Genomic DNA, 17,241 nt, shown 5'->3' on the forward strand with positions numbered 1-17,241 from the left:
CCGATGACGAGCGCCGCCCCGTCACGCATCGCCGTCATCGGAGCCGGCATCGTCGGCCTCACCGCGGCGCTCGAACTGCGCCGCTCCGGCCATGAGGTCGTGCTGCTCGAGCCGGAGGAGGCGGGCGGGCGCCAGGCGGCGTCCTACGGCAATGGCTGCTGGCTGAACCCGGGCGCGATCTTCCCGATCTCGCTGCCCGGGCTCTGGCGCGACGTGCCCGGCTTCCTGCTCGATCCGACCGGGCCCTTCGTCATCCGCTGGAGGGATCTGCCGGGGATCGTGCCCTGGCTGGTGCGCTTCGTGCTCGCAGGGCGCAACTGGTCGCTGGTCGAGCGCTGCGCCACTGCCCGTTTCGCGCTCTGCCGCACCGCGGTCGACGAGCACGCGGCGCTGGCGGCGCAGGCCGGCGTGCCGGAGCTGTTGCGCCGGCAGGGGCTGATGTTCGTCTATCGCGATCGTGCGGAGTTCCTCGTCGAGGAGCGGGTCTGGCGCATGCGCGAGGCGTTCGGCGTCGCCTTCAGCGAGATCGGCGAGGACGAGCTTCGTCGCATTCAGCCGCAGCTCGGGCCGGGCTATCGCTTCGGCGCCCGCATCGACGACGGCGCGCAGGTCTTCGATCCGGGGGCCTATTGCCGGGCGCTGCTGCATCTCGCCATCGCGCGGGGCGTCGGCCATGTCGCGACCCGCGCCACCGGCTTCGTGCGGGAGGGCGCGCGGCTGCGGGCGGTGCGAACCGCGCAGGGCGACATCGCTTGCGACAAGGCTGTGATCGCCGCGGGCATCGGCTCGGCGCGGCTGGCCCGCGAGGCCGGCGATGCCGTGCCGCTGATTTCCGAGCGCGGCTATCACGTGGTCGTTCCCAATCCGGGCTTCGACGTGCCGACCGGGTTGATGCCGTCCGACGGCAAGATGGCGGTGGTCTCGACGGCGCAAGGCCTGCGTGTCGCCGGGCAGGTCGAGCTCGCGGCGGTGGAGACGGCGCCCGACTGGCGCCGCGCCGAGATCCTGCTCGGCTATGCGAAGCGGATGTTCCCCGCGCTGGCGCCGCGCATCGAGGCCGGCACGGTCGATCGCTGGATGGGACATCGCCCCTCGACGCCGGACGGGCTGCCCTGCATCGGACCGTCCTCGGCGTCGCCCGATATCTTCCATTGCTTCGGCCATGCGCATACGGGTCTAATCCAGGCGCCGAGTTCGGCGCGCCTGCTGGCGGCTCTGGTCGACGGGCGCACGCCGCCCTTCGATCCGGCGCCCTATGCGGCGAGGAGGTTCGGCCGGTGAGCCAGACATTGCTCTATCTCTCGCGCGCCGAGGTGAAGGCGCTCGGCATCACGCCCCGCGAGGCACGCGAGGCGGTTCTCGCCGCCTTTCGCGAGCATGCGCAGGGGCTGAACCGCAGCCTGCCCAAGACCTCGCTCGACCTCGGCCCCGGCCACGGCTTCCAGGCGATGACCGCCGCCTCGCGCGCTGACGACGTCGCCACGCTGAAATGGGTCGCGATGGCGCCGGTCGCGGCCGGCAGCACGGTGCCCGGCATCAACGCGCTGATCTGCGTCAGCGACTATGACAGCGGCCTGCCGCTCGCCGTGCTCGACGGCGACGAGGTCACGCTGGTTCGCACCGCCGCGATGTCGGCCGCCGCCGCGAGCCGTCTGGCGCCCGCAGAGGCCCGGACGATCGGCTTCGTCGGCTGCGGCCTGCAGGCGCATGCCCATCTCGACGCCTTCCTCGACCTGATTCCGGGGCTCGCCACCGTGCTGGCGATGAGCCGCAGCCGCAGCTCCGCCGAAGGCCTCGCCGCGGCTGCGGCAGAGCGCGGGCTGGCGACCAAGGTGATGGACGATGCCGACGCGCTGCTGGCCGCGTCCGACATCGTCGTCTCGATGGTGCCCGGCGCGCCCGGGCTCGTACCCTTCCTCGACGCGCGGCGCCTGCAGGCCTCGTCCTTCGCATCGGCCGTCGATATCGGCCGCAGCTGGATTCCGGAGGCACTGCCGGCCTTCGACGTGCTGGCCACCGACAGCCTGGCGCAGTCCAAGGCGCCCTATGACGTCCACTCGCAGCCCGTCGACACCGTGCGGTTCCAGACCGATCTCGCCGCCCTGTCTGCGGAGGAGGCCGTCCTGAGCGGCCCGAGGCGGGCGATGTTCTGCTTCCGGGGGGCGGCGCTCGCCGACCTCGCCATGGCCTCGCTGGTGCTGCGCAAGGCCCGCGCGAGCGGCATCGGCACCCGCCTGCCGCGCTGAAGCGAGCGGTTTTTCGGCGCGGTCGCGGCCGCGCACCATGCTGTTGGCACAATTCGCGCATTGATCTCGGCGCGCCGTCCTGTCATGCGGGACGGCCCTATGCTTGGCATCCGACGGAGATCGAGACGGCTATGCAGGATACGGAGCATCGCGGCCTGGCCCGGATTCGCCGGCTGCGCCCCGTGCGGGTCTCGACCTGGACCAAGGATCGCCACGAGGAACGCGCGGCGCTCGCGCGGCCGCAGGATGCCGGCTTCCTCGCCGCCTCCTACAACATTCACAAGGCGGTCGGGCGGGACGGGCGCTTCGCGCCGGCGCGCATCGTCGAGGTGATCGCCGAGCTCGGTGCCGACATCGTCGCGCTGCAGGAGGCCGACAAGCGCTTCGGCGAGCGCGCCGGCCTGCTCGACCTCGCGGCGCTCCAGGAGCGCACCGGGCTGGTGCCGGTGCCGGTCCGCGGCAAGGGCCATGGCTGGCACGGCAACTGCGTGCTGTTCCGCAATGGCGAGGTCACAGAGACGCGCGAGATCGTGCTGCCGGGCGTCGAGCCCCGCGGCGCGCTGGTCGTCGACATCGCGCTGCCGGCCGGGGAGGTGCGCATCATCGGGGCGCATCTCGGGCTGCTGCGCCATTCGCGCTCGCGCCAGGTCGAGGCGCTGATCGCCGCCTCGCGCCCGGCGGACGGCCGACCGGTCTTCCTGATGGGGGATTTCAACGAGTGGCGCCTCGGCAAGCGCTCGGCTCTGCAAGGGCTGGCGCCGCAGTTCGGGCCGTTGCAGGCGGCGATCCCGAGCTTTCCGGCCCGCTTCCCGCTGCTGGCGCTCGACCGGATCGTTTCCTATCCGTCCGATCTGATCGAGGCGGTCGAACTCCACGACACGCCGCTGGCGCGCATGGCGTCCGACCATCTGCCGATCAAGGCGCGCATCCACCTGCCGCGGCCGGAGAGCGCGTCCCGGTGAGGAGCGGCCGCCGGCCGCCCCTCCGTCGCCGAGGCCGTCAGACGGCGGCCTTCTTGATCGCGTCGAGCACGTCGCTGCCGTACTTGCCGACGAACTCCTTCTCGACCTCGTTGCCGATCGCCTTGACGAAGCTGTCGCGGTCCGGGGTCTCGACGGCCTGCATGCCGGCCTTCTTCAGCTCGGCCAGGCTCGAGCCCTCGGTGTCCTCGTTCATCTGGCGCTGAACGCCGGCGCATTCCACCGCGACCTGCAGCAGGATCTTCTGCGTATCCGCCGGCATGGCGTCGAACTTCGCCTTGTTCATCACGACCGGGCCGGTGGTGAAGGCGTGGCGGGTCAGCGACAGGTGCTTCTGGATCTCGAAGAACTTGGCGTTGAGGATCAGCGTGACCGGGTTCTCCTGACCATCGACGGTGCCGGTCTCGAGCGCGGTGAACAGCTCGGTGAAGGCCATCGGGGTCGGCACGGCGCCGAGGAGGCGGAACGCCTGGACGTGCGCCGGATTCGGCGTGGTCCGGATCTTGAGGCCGCGCATGTCTGCGGCGGTCTTCACCGGGCGGCGGTTGTTGGTGAGGTTGCGCCAGCCGATCTCCCAGGTGGCGAGCGCCTTGAGGTTCGAGCCTTCGAGCTCCTTGCGCAGGCCTTCTCCGATCGGGCCGTCCATCACGACCGCGGCGTGCTTGCGGCTCTGGAACAGGAACGGCAGGTCGAGCACGTTCAGCTTGGGCGCGAGACCGGTGAAGAACGGGTTGCCGGTCAGGCAGATGTCGAGCGAACCGCCGCGCACCGCGCCGATCGTCTGCGAGTCCGAGCCGAGAGCGCCGTTGGCGAAGACCTGGATCTCGTAGCGGCCCTGGGTCTGCTCCTTGACCTTCTCCGCCATCAGCAGAGCGGCCTTGTGCCAGCTGTCGACCTCCGGATGCGGATGCGCGAAGCGCAGCTTGGTTGCCTGGGCGAGCGCCGGGCGGCCGATCATGAACAGGCCGATACCTGCACCGGCGCCGGCGAGAGCGGTTCTGCGGGTAATGGTCATGGGCTGGATCCTCCTTGTTGGACTGGTTGTTCTGGTCTCAGCGGCCGGTCAGCCAGCGCGCGGGCACGGTGACGAGTTCCGGGACGAAGATGAGCAGCATGAGGACGCAGATCTGGGCGATCAGGAAGGGCATCACGCCGCTGATGACCCGCTCCATCTTGATGCGCCCGACCGCGGCCGTGACGTTGAGCACCGTCCCGACCGGCGGGGTCAGCAGCCCGATCGCGGCGTTCATGATGAACAGCACGCCGAAATAGACCGGGTCTATTCCCGCCTGCTTGACGATCGGCATCAGCACCGGGGTCAGAATGAGCACGACCGGGATGAGGTCGAGCGCCATCCCGACAACGAAGACCAGCGCCATCATCGCCAGCATCAGCAGCGTCGGGCTGTCGAGGAGCGGACCCAGCAGCGCGGTGACCTGTCCCGGGATGTCGGCGATCGTGATCAGCCAGGCGGAGACAGCCGCGGCGGCCACGAGGAACATCACCGCCGACGAGGTCTTGATCGCCGCCAGCAGGGCCGGGCGCAGGTGCTCGAGCTTGAGCTCGCGATAGACGAAGCCGCCGACGAAGGCCGCGTAGACCGCCGCGACAACGGCCGCCTCGGTAGGCGTGAACGCGCCGGTGCGCATGCCGCCGATGATCAGCACCGGCAGAGCCAGCGCCCACAGCCCTTCGGTCAGGGCCTTCAGCCGCTCCCGGCCGGTGGCGCGGGGCGCCGGCGGCACGTTGTCGCGACGGGCGACGATCGTCCAGGCGATGAACAGCGAAAGCGCCATCAGCAGGCCGGGCACGATGCCGGCCATGAAGAGCCTGGAGACGGAAATGCCGGCGGCGACGCCGAAGACAACGAACGGAATCGAGGGGGGGATGATCGGGGCGATGATGCCACCGGCGGCGAGCAGGCCTGCCGAGCGCGGCGGATGATAGCCGGCCTGGCGCATCATCGGCAGCAGAATCGCCGCCAGCGCCGCGGTGTCGGCGACTGCCGAGCCCGAGATGCTCGCCATGATCAGCGCCGCGATGATCGCGACATAGCCGAGGCCGCCGCGGACATGGCCGACGAGGCTGACGGCGAGATTGATGATGCGCCGCGACAGGCCGCCCGAGTTCATGAGCTCGCCGGCCAGCATGAAGAAGGGCACCGCCATCAGCGGGAAGCTGTCCGCGCCGCCGACGATGTTCTGCGCCAGGATCTGCGTGTCGAACATGTTCAGCTGCAGCATCAGCGCGACGCCGCAGGCGAGCAGTGCGACGGCGATCGGGGTGCCGATCGCCATGGCCCCCAGAAGGGCTCCGAGGAAGACGAGTACGATCACTGGCGTTGCCCCGGCTTGCTCGGCTCGTGCGCCATCTCGTCCTCGGAGGAGGAGCCGATGACGAGCTCGTCGTCGCTCATGCGGTTCTGGAACAGGGCGACGAGGTTGATGACGTTCAGGATGGCGATGCCGATGCCGCAGGCCACGGCGGCGAGATAGGTCACGGCCAGGGGGATGCCGCTGATCGGCGCCGGGTTGTGGACATTGAGCACGGTCTGCGCCCAGGCGCCGCTCACCATCAGGCCCATGCAGACGAGCGAGAGCAGCTCGACGAGCAGCCGGCAGACCCAGCGGCCGCGCCGGCCCATCGCCGTGACGAGTGCCGTCATGCCGAGATGGCCGCCGTCCTTGGCGACGAGGAAGGCGCCGCCGAAGGTCAGCCAGACGAAGATCATGCGCGAGACTTCCTCCGAGACGATGATGCCGGAGTCGAAGCCGTAGCGCAGGACGACATTGCCGAAGACCATGGCGATCATGGCGACGAAGCCGGCGATCAGGAGGTTCTCGACAAGCCGTATGAGCGACGCCTGCAGGGTCATGGGGAGCCTCCGTTGAGCGCGGGGTCCGTCGCCAGCCCGTACCAGCGCGCGGCATTGTCGTGGAAGAGACGCAGCCGGTCCTGTGGGCTTAGCCCGGCGACCGATGCCTTGAACACGTCGTAGATCGTGCCGAAATCGGCGCAGATCCCGTCTACGGGATAGTTGCTGGCGAAGGCGCAGCGCTCGATGCCGAACGCGTCGATCACGCCCGCGATCACCGGCGCCTGCAGCGCCAGCGTCCAGGCCTGGCCGGGTACGCCGATGCCGGAGATCTTGGCGACGACGTTCGGCTCGCGCGCCAGCCGGGCCATGGCGGTGCGCCAGGCGGCAAGGCCCTCGGCACTGCGGTCGGCCGGCAGCCCGGCATGGTTCAGGACGACGGTGGTGGCGGGGAAGTCGCGGGCGAGCTCGGCGGCCTCGTCGAGATGCCACCACGGGGTTTGCAGATCGAAATGCAGGCCGGCTCCGGCCAGCAGCGCATAGCCGTCGCGCCAGCGCCGGTCGCGCATCGAGCCCGGCGCGGCGAAGCGCGCCTCATGCGCCTCGCGGGCGACGGCTGCCGGCTTGTGGCGCACGGAGCGGACGATCGGCATCGCCGCATAGGCGGCCGCGACCTCGGCGACATCCTCGCGGTCGAGCCAGATCTGGCCGATCGCGGCGTCGGGCCGGCTGTATTCGGCGGCGACCTCCGCGACCCAGCGCATCTCGCCGACCGGGTCGCGCGGGTTCCATTCGCCCTCCATCAGGACCGTGCCGACGATCAGGTGCCCGGCGGCGGCGCGGGCATAATCGCCCGGCATGAAGTCGCGGCGGATGGCGGCATAGTCGCCATAGCGGAAGGGGATGACGTGATCCTTCAGCCAGGGATGGTCGTTCCGGCCGAGGTCGAAGAAATGATGATGGGGATCGATGATCGGCAGCAGCGTGTCGTCGCCGCTGGCGAGAAAGCGCGCGCGCTGGTCAGGAGAGGCCATCATGGCAGGGGCGCCCGGACAACGGGCGTGGTTGCGATCAGGCCCCGCCATGACGGCGGAAATCCCGCGTACCGCATTGCCGGCCCCCTTGCTTTCGTCCCGATACGCGCCGTGGGCCCGAAGGCCCACGGTCAATTCTGTATGCTGTATACGCTATAACAGGGGCGCCTTGTCAAAGGGCTCCGGTGCCGAAAAATTCATCCTGTTCGCGCCGCAGCCGCACGAGCACGGTATCCTCGTCGATGGCGATGTCGGCGCAGGTCAGGATCTGCCCCTTGGGCACGCGGCGCAGCACGCGGCGGCCGGCCGTGAGGTAATAGGGCACGGGCTCGCCGTCCCCGAGTGGGCGTGCCGGCTGCAGCAGCGGGTCGAGGCCGCCGATGACGTGCCGATAGCCCATCTCCAGCGTCTCGCCCGGCTCGAGGTCGCGGCTGGCGCGGGCGTGCAGATCGATATGCGGGACGACCTCGGCGCCGCCGGTCGATTGGCCGAGCAGGGCGGCCGACAGGGCCGACATCGGAGCCTCCGCGCCCAGCAGGTGGACGGGGTTGTGGATCAGCACATAGCGCCCGTCGGGCGAGGTCGGGATGCCCTTGCCGGCGAAGAGCTTGCCGGTGGCGAGGTCAGGCACCTCGGCGATGACGTAGACGCCGCCGGCGAAGGAGATCTCGTCGCGCCGCCGCAGGCAGTTGAACATGTCGACGCGGCCGGTGCCGCCGAGCAGCCCGCCTTCGGCGGCCGGGCGGAACAGGGTCGGCAATTCGATGGTGCGGGCGATCGGCGCGTGCATCTCGGCGATGTCCGGCGAGAGCCCCGTATGGTTGCAGACGATGCCCATCTCGCAGAGGTCGGGCACGGTGGTGCGGGGGAAGGGCAGGCGCGCGCGGGCCTCCAGCAGGGCACGCGGATCGTAGCCGGCCTTGCCGAAGATCTCGGCGAAGCCCTCGGCCGGGACAGCCTCGTCCCAGGCCGTGACCGTGTCGGTCTCGGGGTCCCAGACGAAGTCCGACTCGCTCGACTTGCCGGCGGCGACGACGGGCAGGCCGAGCATCCGCGCCCAGCCGATCAGGCCGATCAGCAGGCTGGGCTGGTCGCCGTCGACGGGGGTGTGGACCACGCCCTTCTGGCGGGCGCGATGGGCCAGGATCGGGCCGATGATGCACTCGGCCTCCTTGGTCACCATGACGAGATGGCGGCCTGCCTCGATGGCGGCGAGCGCCGTCGCGGCAGCGCCTTCCGGGTCCCCGGTCGCCTCGATGACCACGTCGACGGCCAGGCCTTCGAGATTGGCGGCGTCGTCGATCAGCGCGACGAGGCCGGCGTCGAGGGCGGCTTTGGCCTCGGCGGCGCTGCGGCAGTCACGGATCTCGGCGTCGGTGAGCCCGCCGGCGAGCGCGGCCTTGCGGGCGCGGCCGAGGTCGAGGTCGCAGATCACCCGCGTCTCGATCTGCGGGGCGCGGCGGCCCTGGCTGACGAAGGAGGCGCCGAACTCGCCGGCACCGACCAGGGCGGCGGAGATGACGCGATCGGAAGCGCCCGCGCGGAGCGCGAACAGGTTCTGGATATTCACGATGGCAACTTTCTGTGGAGAGGCCCGGGGCGACGCCGGATTAGACCGGCAGTCCCTCGATGGCGTAGAAACGGGCCGGCGCACCGTCGGCGTCGGGGATCAGCATCGGCGCGGCGGAGAACAGGTTGCGCGGGGCGGAGAGCCGGCTGGTGTTGACCACGTATTCGATGAGCGTGACGCCGTGGCTGAGCAGCACGTGATGGGTGACGTGCTCCGGCTTCGGCACCTCCTTCCCTTCCAGCAGCAGGCGGATCGGATAGTCCTGCGGGAAGTCGAAGGCGACGGCGGTCGGCTTGCGCGCGGCGAGCCATTCGGCGGCGCCGAGCGTCAGCCAGGGCGCCTCGGTCCAGAAGGTCTTGTCCTGATAGTCGCGCCGGTCACTCCAATGCGCCGCGAGCAGCAGGATTTCGCCGTCGGCGCCGCCGGGATCGGCGGCAGCGAGGTGCTCGGCCTCGATCGGCGCATTGGCCGGGCGGTCGCTGAGGTTCAGCACGCGGCAGGGGCCGACGACATGCGAGAGCGGGGTCGTCTCGATGGTCGGCGCCCCCGCGACGAAATGCGCCTGCGCGTCGACATGCGAGAAGCCATGGCAGGTGGTGGCCAGCTTCGAGACGCGGAACTGGTCGCCCGCCGCGAAGTCGCCCTTGATGGAGAGCTCGGCCGGCCAGCGGAAATGCGGCCGGATCGGCATGGTGAGGTCGACGATCTTCATGGTGCTATCCGTTCTCGGGCTGCGCGCCGGCCCGGCCGGTACGCCACTATCACGTCGCATCTTGCATACAAGAATTTTTCGGCGTCAAGTAGCATGACGAGGACATAGGATCGCCATGTCGGATGCGCCCGAACTGCCGGAGCTGGGAGAGCTCCTCTCCGCCCTGACGCCGCCCGCGCCGGTCAAGCGCAAGGGCAGCCTGCACGCCAACACCGTCGCGGAATTGCGCAGCATGATCGTCACCGGCGTGCTCGCGCCCGGCGCCCGCCTCAACGAGCGCGAACTCTGCGAGCGCCTGTCGGTCTCGCGGACGCCGGTGCGCGAAGCGATCAAGACGCTGATCCAGGATGGGCTGCTGCGCTCGCTGCCGAACCATTCGGCCGTGGTCGCCGAGCTTGACGCCGATGAGATCGCGGCGCTTGTCGACGTTCTCGCCGCGATCGAGGCGCTGGCGGGCGAACTCGCCGCCGCGCGCATGACCGACGAGGCCGTGGCCGAGATCGGCATGCTGCACTACCGGATGATGCTGCATCACAGCCGCGGCGAGCTGCCGGGCTATTTCGAGGCCAACAAGGCCTTCCATCGCCGCATCATCGAGCTCTCGGGCAACTCGGTGCTCGGCTGGGTCTGGGACCTGCTGTCGCTGCGCGTCGACCGCGCCCGCTATTCGTCGAATCTCTGGCCGACCCGCTGGAAGGTCGCCACCGAAGAGCACCAGCAGATCCTCGACGCGCTCGGCGCACGCGATCCCGAGCGGGCAGGGCGGGCGCTGCGCGACCATGTGCGCAACGGTCTCTCCGGGCTGGTCGCGGCGCTGCGCGAGCGCGAGGCCGCGCCGCGCGGCTGACGTGACGGAGCGTGACGAGAGCAGTTGACCTAACGTTTTCTTGCATGCAAGTTCGAGAGATGCCGCGAAGACGGCCCGCCGGCCAGGATGCGCAAAGCACCGGCAGGCATTGCGAGGGAACGGGAGGACACCATGGTCGCGAAGACCGCTCTGACACGTCGTTCATTGCTGGGCGCCGGCGCCGCGCTGACTGTCGCGATGCCCGCGATTATCCGGCCGGCCAATGCGGCGGTGACGCTGCGCCTCGCCCATCCCGCCGATCTCAGCCATCCGGTGCATACCGAAGCCGAGGCGATGGTGAAGCGCATCGCCGAGCGCACCGGCGATCAGGTGAAGATCACGATCTTCCCGAACAATGCGCTGGGCTCGCCGGTCGAGGCAGCGCAGCAGACCAAGCTGGGCGCCATCGACATGATGCTGTTCAACCCGGCCAACATCGAGTCGATGTCGAAGACCATCGGCGTCATCAACATCCCCTACCAGTTCGACAGCTACGAGCACGCCCACAAGGTGCTCGACGTCACGGCGCGCGACTGGCTGGCGGAGCAGCTCAAGCAGGCCGGCTTCACCTGGATCGCCAATTTCGAATGGGGCTTCCGCGCGCTCAGCAACAGCCGGCGGCCGGTCAACCAGCCCGACGACGTCAAGGGCCTCAAGCTGCGCGTGCCGCCCGAACTGGCGATCAAGGCCGCCTTCGAGGCGCTGGGCGCCAGCACGCAGACCATCGCCTTCCAGGAGGTCTATCTCGCGCTGGCCAACCAGCTGGTCGACGGGCAGGACAATCCCGTCGGCACCACTTTCGCGGCGAAGTTCTACGAGGCGCAGAAGCACATCGCGCTGACCAAGCACATCTACGCCTCGATCATGCTCTGCGCCAATCCGCGCGTCTGGAGCGGCAAGCTCAACGAGGAGCAGCGCAAGATCGTCTCCGAGGAGGCGATCAAGGCCGGTGTCGCGGCGCGCAAGGGCGTGCGTGACAACGAGGAAGCCAACCTCGCGGCGATGGAGAAGGCAGGCGTCAAGGTCACGCGACCCGACGTCGCGCCGTTCCGCGAGCGCATGGGCCCGGCTTACGAGCAGTTGCGCAAGGCGCTCGGCGACAAGACCTGGGACGAGTGGGCCAAGCTCGTCGCGGCCGCCCGCACCGCCTGACCGCGCGCGCCACCCTCCAGTCTGCACTCCTCATCGAAAGGGGCGACACGCGATGCTCGTCACCGCGGTTCTGCTCGGCGTCTGCGTCGTCATCATGCTGGGAATCCCGATCGCGGTCGCCCTCGGGCTGGTCGCGATCGGCACCATGGTCGCGACCGCCGGTCCCGACCTGCTGGTGATCTTCATCCAGCGCATCTATGCGGGCACCTCCTCGTTCCCGCTGCTCGCCATCCCGTTCTTCGTGCTCGCCGGCAATCTGATGAATGTCGGCGGCACGACCGAGCGCATCTTCGGCGTGGCGCAGCTCTGCGTCGGGCGGATCCGCGGCGGCCTCGCCCATGTCAACGTCGTCGGCAGCGTGATCTTCGCCGGCATGTCGGGCTCGGCGATCGCCGATGCCGCCGGCATGGGCGTGATCGAGCACCGGGCGATGACCAAGGCCGGCTATACCGGCCGCTTCGCCGCGACGATCACCGCGGTCTCGGCGACGATCGGGCCGATCATCCCGCCCAGCATCCCCTTCGTGATCTATGGCAGCCTGGCCAATGTCTCGGTCGGTGCGCTGTTCATGGCCGGCATCGTGCCCGGTCTCCTGATGGCGTTCGCGCTGATGGCGGTGATCGCGGTCGCGGCCAAGTGGATGGACCTGCCGCGCGGCGAGGGCATGCCGCCCCTGCCGATCGCGGCGCGGATCGTGCGCTCGGCCCTGCCGGCGCTGATGCTGCCGCCGGCGATCCTGCTCACCATCCTGACCGGCTTCGCCACACCGACCGAGGCGGCGGTGGTCGCGGCGGCCTATGCCTTCGTGCTCGGCCGCTTCGTCTACAAGGAGCTGAACTGGGAGGACACCGTCGGGGTGCTCTGGGACAGCGCGAGGCAGACCGCGCAGGTGATGTTCATCATCGCGCTGGCAGCCCCGTTCGGCTGGGTACTGGTGCAGCAACAGATTCCGAACGCAGTGCTGAACGCGCTGCTGACGCTCTCCTCCGAGCCGTGGATGATCCTGCTCATCATCAACGTGGCGCTCCTGGTGCTCGGCATGTTCATCGAGGGCGTGGCCCTGATGATCATCGCCTTCCCGGTGCTGCTGCCGGTCACGGTCCAGCTCGGCATCGATCCGGTGCATTTCGGCGTCATCCTGGTGCTCAACCTGATGATCGGGCTTGTGACGCCGCCGGTCGGCCTCTGCCTCTACGTGGTCGCAGGCATCGCCAAGCTCTCGATCGGCGAGATCACCCGCGAGATCTGGCCCTATGTGCTGGCGCTGCTCGGGGTGCTGATGCTGATCACCTATGTGCCGGCGCTGTCGCTCTGGCTGCCCCATGCGCTTGGATATGGAGTGACGCCATGATCGCCGCGCTCAAGACGGTCGACAGTCTGGTCGGCCGCATCTGCAAGGTCGCGGCGATCCTGTGCATGCTCGGCCTGTTCGTGCTGCTCGGGCTGGCGATCATTCTGCGCGTCGTGCCGCTGTTCACGATCGCCGGCTATGACGAGCTGGTCGAGTTCCTGTTCATCTGGATGGTGATGCTGACCTCGCTGGCGCTCTGGCGCGAGGGCGTTCTCTACCGCGTCGTCATGCTGGAAAGCCTGCTGCCGCCGGGGCCGAAGCGCCTGCTCGAGATCCTGATCAATCTCGCCATGTTCGGCTTCGCGCTGGTGCTGGTCGTCTACGGCGTCACCTTCATGGAGATGGCCGGCGAGACCACGCCCTTCCTGCGGCTCGACAAGGGCTGGTGGTATGCGGCGATCCCCGCCTGCGGCGCGCTGATGGCGGTCTACAGCCTGGTCTGGCTGTGGCGCGTGGTCACCGGCCGGGGCGAACTCGAAACCACCAGTTCGCTGGTCGGCTGATTTCTGGATAGCGAAAGGCGAAGGACATGGCCCGGCTCGACGGCAAGGTCGCGATCATCACAGGCGGCGCGGGCGGCATCGGTGCCGCCACCGCCAGGCTGTTCGCGGAGGAGGGCGCCCGGATCGTCCTCGTCGATATCGATGCGCCGACGCTTGAGACGGTCGACAGCGAGATCCGGGCGTCCGTACCGGGCGCCGAGATCGCCCCGCTCGCGATCGATGTCGGGCAGGAGAGCGCGGCGCGCGCGATCGTCGACCACGCTCTGGCCCGCTTCGGGCGGATCGACGTGCTGGTCAACAATGCCGGCATCCGCTCCTACGAGCCGCTGGACCAGGCCAGGGCCGAGACCTGGGCCAAGATCCTCTCGGTCAACCTGCTGAGCTATGCCTATCTGGCGCGCGAGGCGCTGCCCGCGCTGCGCCGCTCGGGCAAGGGCGCGATCGTCAACATCTCTTCGACGCACGCCTATAATCCGCGCGGCGGCATGGGCCAGTACGACGCCGCCAAGGCCGGCATCATCTCGCTGACCAAGACGCTCGCCTTCGAGGAGGTCGGCAACGGCGTGCGGGTCAATGCGGTCTGCCCGGGGCTGACGCTGACGCCGTTCCATGTCCGGCGCTTCGCCGCCGAGGGCAAGACCGAGCAGGACCTGCGGGCCGAGAAGACGAATCACAACATCCAGGGCCGCTGGGCCGATCCCCGGGAAGTCGCCTATCCGATTCTCTGGCTGGCTTCCGACGAGGCTTCGGTGATGACGGCCTCCGTCATCATGGCCGACGGCGGCACCCGCGTCCTCTGACGCGCCGAGGAGGCGGGCAGGCGGGGAAGGCGGCTTCGGCCGTCCGGCCCCCGCCGGTCCAGCCGGCGTCTATGGGTGCCAGCCCGTCTCGGCCGGGGCAGCCGCCTGCGCGTCCTCGGCGCGGGCCTCCTCGACGATGGCGAGCACGGCGCGCAGCGCCGCCTCGACGCCCTCGCCCGAGGCCGCCGAGAGCGCGATCGGCGTGCGGCCGGCAGCGCGTTTCAGCCGCGCCATCTGCTCCTTGCGGACCTCCGGCGTCAGCGCGTCGACCTTGGACAGCGCCACGATCTCCGGCTTGTCCTCGAGCCCGCCGCCATAGGCCGCGAGTTCCTTGCGCACGGTCTTGTAGGCCTTGCCGGCATGTTCGCTGGTGCCTTCGACCAGATGCAGCAGCACGCGGCAGCGCTCGACATGGCCGAGAAAGCGGTCGCCGAGGCCGTGGCCTTCATGCGCGCCCTCGATCAGGCCGGGAATATCGGCGAGAACCATCTCGCGCGCATCGACGCGCACCACGCCGAGGCCGGGGTGCAGCGTCGTGAAGGGATAGTCGGCGATCTTCGGCTTGGCCGCGGTGACGGTGGCGAGGAAGGTCGACTTGCCGGCGTTCGGCTGGCCGATCAGGCCGGCATCGGCGATCAGCTTGAGCCGGAGCCAGACCCAGCGCTCCTCGCCCGGCAGGCCGGGATTGGCATGGCGCGGCGCCTGGTTGGTCGCGGTCTTGAAATAGGCGTTGCCGAAGCCGCCATTGCCGCCCCGGCAGAGCACGAAGCGCTGGCCCGGCTCGGTGAGGTCGGCGATCAGCGTCTCGTCGTCCTCGTCGATGATCTCGGTGCCCGGCGGGACCTTGAGCACCACCGGCGCGCCATTGGCGCCGTGCCGGTCCTTGCCCATGCCGTGGCCGCCGGTCTTGGCCTTGAAATGCTGCTGGAAGCGGAAGTCGATCAGCGTGTTGAGGCCCTGGACGCATTCGATGACGATGTCGCCGCCGCGCCCGCCATCGCCGCCGTTCGGCCCACCGAACTCGATGAACTTCTCACGGCGGAAGGAGACGCAGCCGGCGCCGCCGTCTCCGGCCTTCACATAGATCTTGGCTTGATCGAGGAATTTCATGGTCGCCTTGGTAGTCGCAAGCGGGCGGCAGGGCAATGCGGCGCCGTCCGGCGACCGAAAGATCATATGGCCGCCGGCTCCCGGGAGAGCCGGCGGATTCGGTGGGGCCGACCGGCGGGCCGGGGCGGCTGTCGCCGTCCCGCCCGTCCTCAGGCCATGCAGGCTTCGCTCTGCCGGGCGGCGAGCGCCGCCGGGACTTCGAGCTCGGCTTCGTCCTCATTCTCAGGACGGCGGGCCCAGCCTGAGGCGCTCCAGCTCTTCAGCGCCGACCAGGTCGAGCGGTCGAGCCGGAACTGCTCGCAGGGGAACAGTCCGCCGCGCGCCGGCAGCGACTTCAGGAAGGAGCCTTCCGGCCGGAAGCCGCTCTTCTCCAGGACGCGCCGCGAGCCGGGGTTGATCACCCTGACATCGGCTTCGATCACGTCGAGCTCCGTCAGGGAGAACAGCGTGTCGATCAGCGCCTGCACCGCCTCGGTCATGTAGCCCTTGCCCCAATGCGGGGTGCCGAGCCAGTAGCCGATGAAGGGCTTGCCCGTGGCCTGCCGGTGCGCGCCGATCATGCCGATCAGCTCGTTGGGCTTGGCACGCGGCGTGATGGCGAAGACCAGATGGTCGCCCAGCGCGTTGCCCTTGCGGGCGTTGAAGATGAAGGGTTCGGCGGCTTCGGGCGGGTAGGGATGCGGGATGGTGCCCGTCATCTCGGCCACGGCCTTTTCACCGGCGAGACGGAGAATGGCGCCGGCATCGGCGATGCGCGGCCAGCGCAGCCACAGCCGCCTGGTTTCCAGTCTGAAGACGTCGTCTCTCGTCAATTCGGGGAACATCGGGTCTCTCCGGAGGCACGAACGAGAAGGGGGAGATGAGACTTCTGGTCCCATCTCCCCCGTTCTCTGACCTTCGGGAAACCCGTTTCCGGGTCTTAGCCCCTTGATCCGTTCGGTTCGATGGAACCGGCGGATCGAGACAATTCCCTATCCGCCTTTTACTCTGCGGCCTCTTGGGCCGGAATCACGTTCACGAAAGCTCGGCCGAGTTTCGTCGTGAATCGGACGCGGCCGGCCGTGGTCGCAAAGAGGGTATGGTCTTTGCCCATGCCGACATTGGCGCCGGCATGCCAACGGGTGCCACGCTGACGTACGATGATGTTGCCCGAAACGACCGCCTGGTCGCCGAAGCGCTTCACGCCGAGACGCTTGCTTTCGGAATCGCGGCCGTTGCGCGACGAGCCGCCTGCCTTTTTGTGAGCCATAACGCCCTACCTTGAAAAACTGTCAGTCCATGTAACCCGAATCGGCGACGAAAGCCACCGGTTTCGGGCGTGAAGCTTCGCCGAGCCTATCAGCGCGGGTCAGTAGTCCTCGCCCGAGGCCAGCTCGGCCTGGTCGACCTTGGCCCGCGGGGGCTTGCCGGCCAGCAGCTCCTTGGCCTGCTCGACCCACTCCTCGCGGGTGGCGCGGCCACGCAGCTTCAGCTCTTCGTCCCACTTGGCGACGTCGGCCTCGGTCCAGGAGGCGATGTCGTTCCAGGAGGTGATCCCGGCGGCGCGGAGCTTCTTCTCGATGGTCGGGCCGATGCCCGAGATCAGCGAGAGGTTGGAGGCGTCGAGCGCGCCCTCGGCCTTGGCGGCCGGCTTGGCGGACTTGCCCTTGACGGTCTTGCTGGCGGCAGCGAGCGCGACGGGGGCGGCACCCTTCTTCATCTCCGGCTTCTTGCCGCCGGTGAGGATGTCGGTGATGCGCACGATGGTCAGCTCGGCGCGGAAGCCGCGCTTGCGCTTCGAATTCTGGCGGCGACGCTTCTTGAAGGCGATGACCTTCTCGCCGCGGGCCTGCTCGACGATCTCGGCGGCGACGGTGATCTCGCCCAGCGCCTTGGCGTCGAGAGTGGTCTTCTCGCCGTCGGTCAGCATGAGGACCGAGCCGAAGGCGACGGTGTCGCCCGGGTTGCCCTCGATCTTGGCGACGGTGATGCGGTCGTTGGCGGCGACGCGGAACTGCTTCCCGCCGGTCTTGATGACTGCGAACATCTCTGTTCTCCGTGTTCAGCCCCGCCCTGACATGCGCCTTTCGAAGGCGGCACGCGGGACGGCTTTTTGGCAGTCGGTTGCGTGGTTTGGTCGAT

At 69.1% G+C, this 17,241-nt stretch carries 18 protein-coding genes; 8 read left to right on the forward strand and 10 right to left on the reverse strand.

Going from position 1 to position 17,241, the window contains the following annotated elements; genetic code table 11:
* The first annotated feature begins 3 nt into the window (after positions 1-3).
* From ABE438_RS04105 to ABE438_RS04115, 3 genes are all read left to right on the forward strand, one after another.
* On the forward strand, positions 4-1,281 hold the full coding sequence (locus tag ABE438_RS04105; RefSeq protein WP_346501261.1) for an NAD(P)/FAD-dependent oxidoreductase: 1,278 nt from the start codon (positions 4-6) through the stop codon (positions 1,279-1,281).
* On the forward strand, positions 1,278-2,246 hold the full coding sequence (locus ABE438_RS04110; protein ID WP_346501262.1) for an ornithine cyclodeaminase family protein: 969 nt from the start codon (positions 1,278-1,280) through the stop codon (positions 2,244-2,246). Before ABE438_RS04105 ends, ABE438_RS04110 begins: the two co-directional genes overlap by 4 nt.
* 131 nt (positions 2,247-2,377) lie before the next feature.
* Positions 2,378-3,208, forward strand: coding sequence for an endonuclease/exonuclease/phosphatase family protein (locus ABE438_RS04115; protein ID WP_346501263.1), 831 nt, complete (start codon positions 2,378-2,380; stop codon positions 3,206-3,208).
* 37 nt (positions 3,209-3,245) lie between these two features.
* Here ABE438_RS04115 and ABE438_RS04120 read toward each other — a convergent pair whose 3' ends face one another.
* The 6 genes from ABE438_RS04120 to ABE438_RS04145 all read right to left on the reverse strand — a co-directional run bounded on the left by ABE438_RS04120 (position 3,246) and on the right by ABE438_RS04145 (position 9,357).
* Positions 3,246-4,241, reverse strand: coding sequence for a TRAP transporter substrate-binding protein (locus ABE438_RS04120; RefSeq protein WP_346501264.1), 996 nt, complete (start codon positions 4,239-4,241; stop codon positions 3,246-3,248).
* A gap of 37 nt (positions 4,242-4,278) precedes the next feature.
* A complete protein-coding gene (locus ABE438_RS04125) occupies positions 4,279-5,562 on the reverse strand; it encodes a TRAP transporter large permease subunit (RefSeq protein WP_346501265.1) in 1,284 nt (427 codons plus the stop codon).
* Complete coding sequence (locus tag ABE438_RS04130; protein WP_346501266.1) at positions 5,559-6,101, reverse strand: TRAP transporter small permease; 543 nt, start codon at positions 6,099-6,101, stop codon at positions 5,559-5,561. The genes ABE438_RS04125 and ABE438_RS04130 overlap by 4 nt, the downstream gene beginning before the upstream one ends.
* The gene (locus ABE438_RS04135) at positions 6,098-7,078 is read right to left on the reverse strand and encodes an amidohydrolase family protein (protein WP_346501267.1); all 981 of its coding nucleotides are present in this window, start codon (positions 7,076-7,078) and stop codon (positions 6,098-6,100) included. Before ABE438_RS04135 ends, ABE438_RS04130 begins: the two co-directional genes overlap by 4 nt.
* 169 nt (positions 7,079-7,247) lie before the next feature.
* Positions 7,248-8,645 carry a flagellar biosynthesis protein FlgA gene (locus tag ABE438_RS04140; RefSeq protein WP_346501268.1) on the reverse strand — a complete coding sequence of 466 codons (1,398 nt, stop codon included), beginning with the start codon at positions 8,643-8,645 and terminating at the stop codon, positions 7,248-7,250.
* A 40-nt stretch (positions 8,646-8,685) separates the two neighbouring features.
* Positions 8,686-9,357, reverse strand: coding sequence for a cyclase family protein (locus ABE438_RS04145; RefSeq protein ID WP_346501269.1), 672 nt, complete (start codon positions 9,355-9,357; stop codon positions 8,686-8,688).
* 115 nt (positions 9,358-9,472) lie between these two features.
* Here ABE438_RS04145 and ABE438_RS04150 point away from each other — a divergent pair, with 115 nt between their 5' ends.
* The 5 genes from ABE438_RS04150 to ABE438_RS04170 all read left to right on the forward strand — a co-directional run bounded on the left by ABE438_RS04150 (position 9,473) and on the right by ABE438_RS04170 (position 14,010).
* On the forward strand, positions 9,473-10,204 hold the full coding sequence (locus ABE438_RS04150; RefSeq protein WP_346501270.1) for a GntR family transcriptional regulator: 732 nt from the start codon (positions 9,473-9,475) through the stop codon (positions 10,202-10,204).
* 132 nt (positions 10,205-10,336) lie between these two features.
* On the forward strand, positions 10,337-11,356 hold the full coding sequence (locus ABE438_RS04155) for a TRAP transporter substrate-binding protein (RefSeq protein ID WP_346501271.1): 1,020 nt from the start codon (positions 10,337-10,339) through the stop codon (positions 11,354-11,356).
* Positions 11,357-11,408: 52 nt separating this feature from the next.
* Positions 11,409-12,707: a TRAP transporter large permease gene (locus ABE438_RS04160; protein ID WP_346501272.1), complete on the forward strand. Its 1,299-nt coding sequence runs from the start codon at positions 11,409-11,411 to the stop codon at positions 12,705-12,707.
* A complete protein-coding gene (locus tag ABE438_RS04165; RefSeq protein ID WP_346501273.1) occupies positions 12,704-13,210 on the forward strand; it encodes a TRAP transporter small permease in 507 nt (168 codons plus the stop codon). The genes ABE438_RS04160 and ABE438_RS04165 overlap by 4 nt, the downstream gene beginning before the upstream one ends.
* Positions 13,211-13,236: 26 nt before the next feature.
* Entirely contained in the window at positions 13,237-14,010 is a 774-nt protein-coding gene (locus tag ABE438_RS04170) for an SDR family NAD(P)-dependent oxidoreductase (protein ID WP_346501274.1), read from the forward strand.
* 69 nt (positions 14,011-14,079) lie between these two features.
* On the opposite strand, the gene obgE is transcribed toward ABE438_RS04170, so the two are convergent.
* The 4 genes from obgE to rplU all read right to left on the reverse strand — a co-directional run bounded on the left by obgE (position 14,080) and on the right by rplU (position 17,146).
* Positions 14,080-15,120: a GTPase ObgE gene (gene obgE / locus ABE438_RS04175; RefSeq protein WP_346501275.1), complete on the reverse strand. Its 1,041-nt coding sequence runs from the start codon at positions 15,118-15,120 to the stop codon at positions 14,080-14,082.
* 149 nt (positions 15,121-15,269) lie between these two features.
* Positions 15,270-15,944 carry a GNAT family N-acetyltransferase gene (locus ABE438_RS04180; protein WP_346501276.1) on the reverse strand — a complete coding sequence of 225 codons (675 nt, stop codon included), beginning with the start codon at positions 15,942-15,944 and terminating at the stop codon, positions 15,270-15,272.
* A 158-nt stretch (positions 15,945-16,102) separates the two neighbouring features.
* Positions 16,103-16,369 (reverse strand): 50S ribosomal protein L27, encoded by a 267-nt coding sequence (rpmA, locus tag ABE438_RS04185; RefSeq protein WP_346501277.1) that lies wholly within the window; start codon positions 16,367-16,369, stop codon positions 16,103-16,105.
* A gap of 99 nt (positions 16,370-16,468) precedes the next feature.
* Positions 16,469-17,146: a 50S ribosomal protein L21 gene (rplU, locus tag ABE438_RS04190; protein WP_346501278.1), complete on the reverse strand. Its 678-nt coding sequence runs from the start codon at positions 17,144-17,146 to the stop codon at positions 16,469-16,471.
* Positions 17,147-17,241 lie beyond the last annotated feature (95 nt).

The sequence above is a fragment of the Allobosea sp. TWI1241 genome, from assembly GCF_039673065.1.
Taxonomy (GTDB): Bacteria; Pseudomonadota; Alphaproteobacteria; order Rhizobiales; family Beijerinckiaceae; genus Allobosea.

Excerpts from the sequence above, each read along its gene's own strand:
- ABE438_RS04105 (WP_346501261.1), top strand. The coding sequence starts at position 4 with ATGACGAGCGCCGCCCCGTCACGCATCGCCGTCATCGGAGCCGGCATC.
- ABE438_RS04115 (WP_346501263.1), top strand. The coding sequence starts at position 2,378 with ATGCAGGATACGGAGCATCGCGGCCTGGCCCGGATTCGCCGGCTGCGC.
- ABE438_RS04120 (WP_346501264.1), bottom strand. The coding sequence starts at position 4,241 with ATGACCATTACCCGCAGAACCGCTCTCGCCGGCGCCGGTGCAGGTATC.
- ABE438_RS04130 (WP_346501266.1), bottom strand. The coding sequence starts at position 6,101 with ATGACCCTGCAGGCGTCGCTCATACGGCTTGTCGAGAACCTCCTGATC.
- ABE438_RS04135 (WP_346501267.1), bottom strand. The coding sequence starts at position 7,078 with ATGATGGCCTCTCCTGACCAGCGCGCGCGCTTTCTCGCCAGCGGCGAC.
- ABE438_RS04145 (WP_346501269.1), bottom strand. The coding sequence starts at position 9,357 with ATGAAGATCGTCGACCTCACCATGCCGATCCGGCCGCATTTCCGCTGG.
- ABE438_RS04150 (WP_346501270.1), top strand. The coding sequence starts at position 9,473 with ATGTCGGATGCGCCCGAACTGCCGGAGCTGGGAGAGCTCCTCTCCGCC.
- ABE438_RS04155 (WP_346501271.1), top strand. The coding sequence starts at position 10,337 with ATGGTCGCGAAGACCGCTCTGACACGTCGTTCATTGCTGGGCGCCGGC.
- ABE438_RS04160 (WP_346501272.1), top strand. The coding sequence starts at position 11,409 with ATGCTCGTCACCGCGGTTCTGCTCGGCGTCTGCGTCGTCATCATGCTG.
- ABE438_RS04165 (WP_346501273.1), top strand. The coding sequence starts at position 12,704 with ATGATCGCCGCGCTCAAGACGGTCGACAGTCTGGTCGGCCGCATCTGC.
- ABE438_RS04170 (WP_346501274.1), top strand. The coding sequence starts at position 13,237 with ATGGCCCGGCTCGACGGCAAGGTCGCGATCATCACAGGCGGCGCGGGC.
- obgE (WP_346501275.1), bottom strand. The coding sequence starts at position 15,120 with ATGAAATTCCTCGATCAAGCCAAGATCTATGTGAAGGCCGGAGACGGC.
- ABE438_RS04180 (WP_346501276.1), bottom strand. The coding sequence starts at position 15,944 with ATGTTCCCCGAATTGACGAGAGACGACGTCTTCAGACTGGAAACCAGG.
- rpmA (WP_346501277.1), bottom strand. The coding sequence starts at position 16,369 with ATGGCTCACAAAAAGGCAGGCGGCTCGTCGCGCAACGGCCGCGATTCC.
- rplU (WP_346501278.1), bottom strand. The coding sequence starts at position 17,146 with ATGTTCGCAGTCATCAAGACCGGCGGGAAGCAGTTCCGCGTCGCCGCC.